A 3,899-nucleotide genomic window follows, 5' to 3' on the forward strand; every position below is an offset into this window, starting at 1 on the left:
GCGGCGGTATCGGCGGAAATGCCGACCAGATACGGCTCCGGGAGCGGCGTGGCGGGCAGGCGGGTCAGGAACGCCGAGCCCAGGCCTGCGAACGATCCGGAGCGGTCTGTCCCGAGCGCCGAAGAAATACCCTCCAACGGCGCGGCGTCGGCCGCAGAGGCTTCTGCCACGGTGCTGCTTGGGGAAAACGACATATTGAGCGCCTTATGGTTAAACGATATTGTAAATCCGCGCCAGCGCGGCTGCTGAAGCCCCCGCTAGCAGCTTGGGCGGACGACGCGCCCCTGTTTCAGTGCATCCGGACTTATAAGGAATTCGCCCATGACGTCGCCGCTTTTCGGCCAGATGATGGATGTGCCGCTGCTCGTTTCATCGTTGATATCTCACGCTTCACGCCATCTATCCAGCACGGAGATCGTCTCGCGCCGTATCGAAGGCGACATGCACCGGTACACCTGGCGCGATTGCGAACAACGCGCGAAACAGCTTGCGCAAGCCCTCGTCGCGCTCGGCGTCCAGCAGGGCGAGCGCGTCGGCACGCTGGCGTGGAATGGCTACCGTCACCTGGAGTGCTACTACGGCGTGGCCGGCATGGGCGCTGTTTGCCACACGATCAACCCGCGGCTTTTCCCCGATCAGGTCGCGTTCATCATCAATCACGCCGACGACGAATACGTGGTCTTCGACATGACCTTCGGCGCGCTCGTCGACATCATCGCGCCGCAGTGTCCGAACGTGAAAGGCTGGATCGCGCTTGGCGATGAAAGCTGCATCGGCACGCATCTCGCCGATCTGGCCACGCCCGTCCTGAGCTATGAAACGCTGCTGGCCGCGCACGACGGCGACTACACCTGGCCGCGCCTGGACGAGCGCTCGGCTTCATTTCTCTGCTATACGTCGGGGACCACCGGCAATCCGAAAGGCGCGCTCTACACGCATCGATCGACCGTGCTGCACGCGTTCGCCGCCGCGCTTCCGGACGCCATGGGCTGCAGCGCGCGCGACGCTATCCTGCCCGTTGTCCCTATGTTCCACGTCAACGCGTGGGGTATTCCGCACGCCGCGCCCCTGGTCGGCGCGAAGCTCGTGCTGCCGGGCTGTGCGCTCGATGGCAAGTCCATCTACGAACTGATGGAGGCCGAAGGCGTCACGTATTCGGCGGGCGTGCCGACCGTCTGGCTCAGCTTGCTCAACTACGTGAAGCAGGCGGACAAGAGATTCAGCACATTCAAGCGCACGGTGATCGGCGGATCGGCCTGTCCGCCCGCGATGTTGCGCACGTTCGAGGACGAATACGGCGTCGAGGTCATTCACGCGTGGGGCATGACGGAGATGTCGCCGCTCGGCACGCTTGCCAAGCTCACGTGGGCCCAGGCGCAACGCTCGCCGGAGGAACGCGTGCATTTGCGGGAGAAACAAGGCCGCGCGATGTTCGGCGTCGATATGAAGGTCGTCGGCGATGACGGTCGCGAGCTGCCGTGGGATGGCAAATCGTTCGGGGACCTGCATGTGCGCGGGCCGTGGGTGATCGACCGGTATTTCCGCAAGGACGAGTCGCCGCTGATCGACGGTTGGTTTCCGACCGGCGATGTCGCGACTATCGATGCGGACGGTTTCATGCAGATCACCGATCGGAGCAAGGACGTGATCAAGTCCGGCGGCGAGTGGATCAGTTCGATCGATCTGGAAAACGTGCTGATTGCGCATCCGCAGGTGGCGGAGGCGGCTTGCATTGCGTGTTCGCACCCCAAATGGACCGAGCGGCCGCTGGTGGTCGTCGTGCTGCGTACGGGCGCGGTGGTCAGCCGCGAAGAGCTGCTCGCGTTTTACGACGGCAAGGTAGCGAAATGGTGGAAGCCCGACGACATCGTTTTCGCCGACGAGTTGCCGCACACAGCCACCGGCAAGCTGCAGAAACTGCGGCTGCGCGAGATGTACCGCGACCATGTGCTGCCGACGGCTGTCGAAAATCTCGCTTGAACTGAACTAATCTGCATCCGGGCCGCGCCAGTGCGGCCCGATTCTCCTTTCCCCGAATTTCTCCTCCAAAATTCACAACGAATTGAACGCTCGTTCGTTTTTGTGTATTCTCTGGTGGCAACTCACAATCAAAGCGGCACGGCTTACCGGCAATTTGAGAAATGTCTTGGGACTATTTCGCAGCGCGCAGGTTTCGAATGGAGGTGGACAAATGGCAGTGGATTACACAACTCGGGACGGCGTTGCCGTCATCACGCTGAACAACCCGCCGGTGAATGGCCTTGGGCTATCGACACGGCTTGGCATCGTCGATGGCATCGAGAAGGCGTCGAAAGACGCGTCGGTGAGTGCAATCGTGATCATTGGCGCGGGCAAGGCGTTTTCGGGCGGTGCCGATATCACCGAATTCAATACGCCGAAGGCAATGCAGGAACCCACGCTGCATACGGTGATCGACGTCGTGGAGAGGAGCGCGAAGCCGGTCGTCGCGGCGATCCACAGCGTCGCGATGGGCGGCGGCCTCGAACTGGCGCTCGGCGCGCATTATCGCGTGGCGTCGGCGGGTGCTCAGATCGCGTTGCCTGAAGTGAAGCTGGGCATCCTGCCGGGCGCAGGCGGCACACAGCGCTTGCCGCGCGTGGTCGGGCTGGAAACGGCGCTGAACATGATCGTGTCGGGCACGCCGGTGTTGTCGGAGAAGCTTGCCGGCACCGCGTTGTTCGACAAGATGGCTGAAGGCGACCTGCTCGCCGAAGCGATCGCGTTTGCTAAGCAAGTGGGCGCGAAAAGCGGCCCGCATCCGTTGGTGCGCAATCGCAAGATCGAGCATCCGAACGCGGAAGGTTTCATCCAGTTTGTGCGCAATGGCGTCACGCCGATGGCGAAGAACTTCCCCGCGCCGCTCAAATGTATCGACGCGGTGGCAGCCGGCGTGAAGCTGGGCTTCGACAAAGGCCTCGCGTTCGAGCGTGAATGCTTCGTCGCGCTGGTGCAAACGCCGGAAAGCCGCGCGCTGCGTCACGCGTTTTTCGGTGAGCGCGCGGCAAGCAAGATCCCCGACGTGCCATCGGACACGCCCACGCGCAAGATCGAACGCGTCGGCGTGATCGGAGCCGGGACAATGGGCGGCGGTATCGCGATGAACTTCGTCAACGCGGGCTTGGCCGTCACGTTGCTCGAGACGAAGCAGGACGCGCTGGATCGCGGTCTGGCAACGATTCGCAAGAATTACGAAAGCGCCGTGAAAAAGGGCCGTTTGACACAGGAAAAACTGGAAGAACGTCTGGCGCTGATTACGCCGACGCTTTCCTACGACGACCTGGGCCAGGCCGATCTGATTATCGAAGCGGTGTTCGAAGAACTCGGCGTGAAGGAGCAAGTGTTCTCGAAGCTCGATCAGGTGGCGAAGAAGGGTGCGATCCTGGCGTCGAATACATCGACGCTCGACGTCGACAGGATTGCCGCCTTCACGAAGCGCCCCGAAGACGTGGTCGGCTTGCACTTCTTCAGCCCGGCCAACGTCATGAAGCTGCTTGAAGTCGTGCGCGGCGCGAAGACGTCGAAAGACGTGCTGGCCACCGTCATGCAGCTCGCGAAGAAGATCAAGAAAACGGCCGTGGTGTCGGGTGTTTGCGATGGGTTTATCGGCAACCGGATGGTCGAGCAATACATCCGGCAAGCGCTCTTCATGTTGGAAGAAGGCGCGCTGCCGTCGCAAGTGGATCGCGCGGTCGAGAAATTCGGTTTCGCGATGGGACCATTCCGCATGAGCGATCTCGCGGGCAACGACATCGGCTGGGCCATTCGCAAGCGTCGCTATCAGGAAAAGCCGAACCTGACGTATTCGAAGATCGCGGACCGGTTGTGCGAAACCGGGCGCTTCGGACAGAAGACCGGTGCGGGCTGGTATGACTATAAAC

2 protein-coding genes and 1 pseudogene are annotated in these 3,899 nt (G+C 61.9%); 2 read left to right on the forward strand and 1 reads right to left on the reverse strand.

Going from position 1 to position 3,899, the window contains the following annotated elements; all coding sequences use genetic code 11:
• Positions 1 to 194 (reverse strand): annotated as a pseudogene (locus WCA53_RS21890) (hypothetical protein); the annotation flags it as partial.
• Positions 195 to 321: 127 nt separating this feature from the next.
• Between WCA53_RS21890 and WCA53_RS21895 the strand changes: the two are divergent.
• Positions 322 to 1,980, forward strand: coding sequence for a 3-(methylthio)propionyl-CoA ligase (locus WCA53_RS21895; RefSeq protein WP_423915556.1), 1,659 nt, complete (start codon positions 322 to 324; stop codon positions 1,978 to 1,980).
• Between the two features lie 211 nt (positions 1,981 to 2,191).
• Positions 2,192 to 3,899 (forward strand): 3-hydroxyacyl-CoA dehydrogenase NAD-binding domain-containing protein (locus WCA53_RS21900; RefSeq protein WP_423915557.1); only part of this gene is annotated, 1,708 nt, incomplete at its 3' end.

The sequence above is a fragment of the Caballeronia sp. genome, from assembly GCF_049581465.1.
In the GTDB taxonomy this organism is placed as follows: Bacteria; Pseudomonadota; Gammaproteobacteria; order Burkholderiales; family Burkholderiaceae; genus Caballeronia.

Excerpts from the sequence above, each read along its gene's own strand:
- WCA53_RS21895 (WP_423915556.1), top strand. The coding sequence starts at position 322 with ATGACGTCGCCGCTTTTCGGCCAGATGATGGATGTGCCGCTGCTCGTT.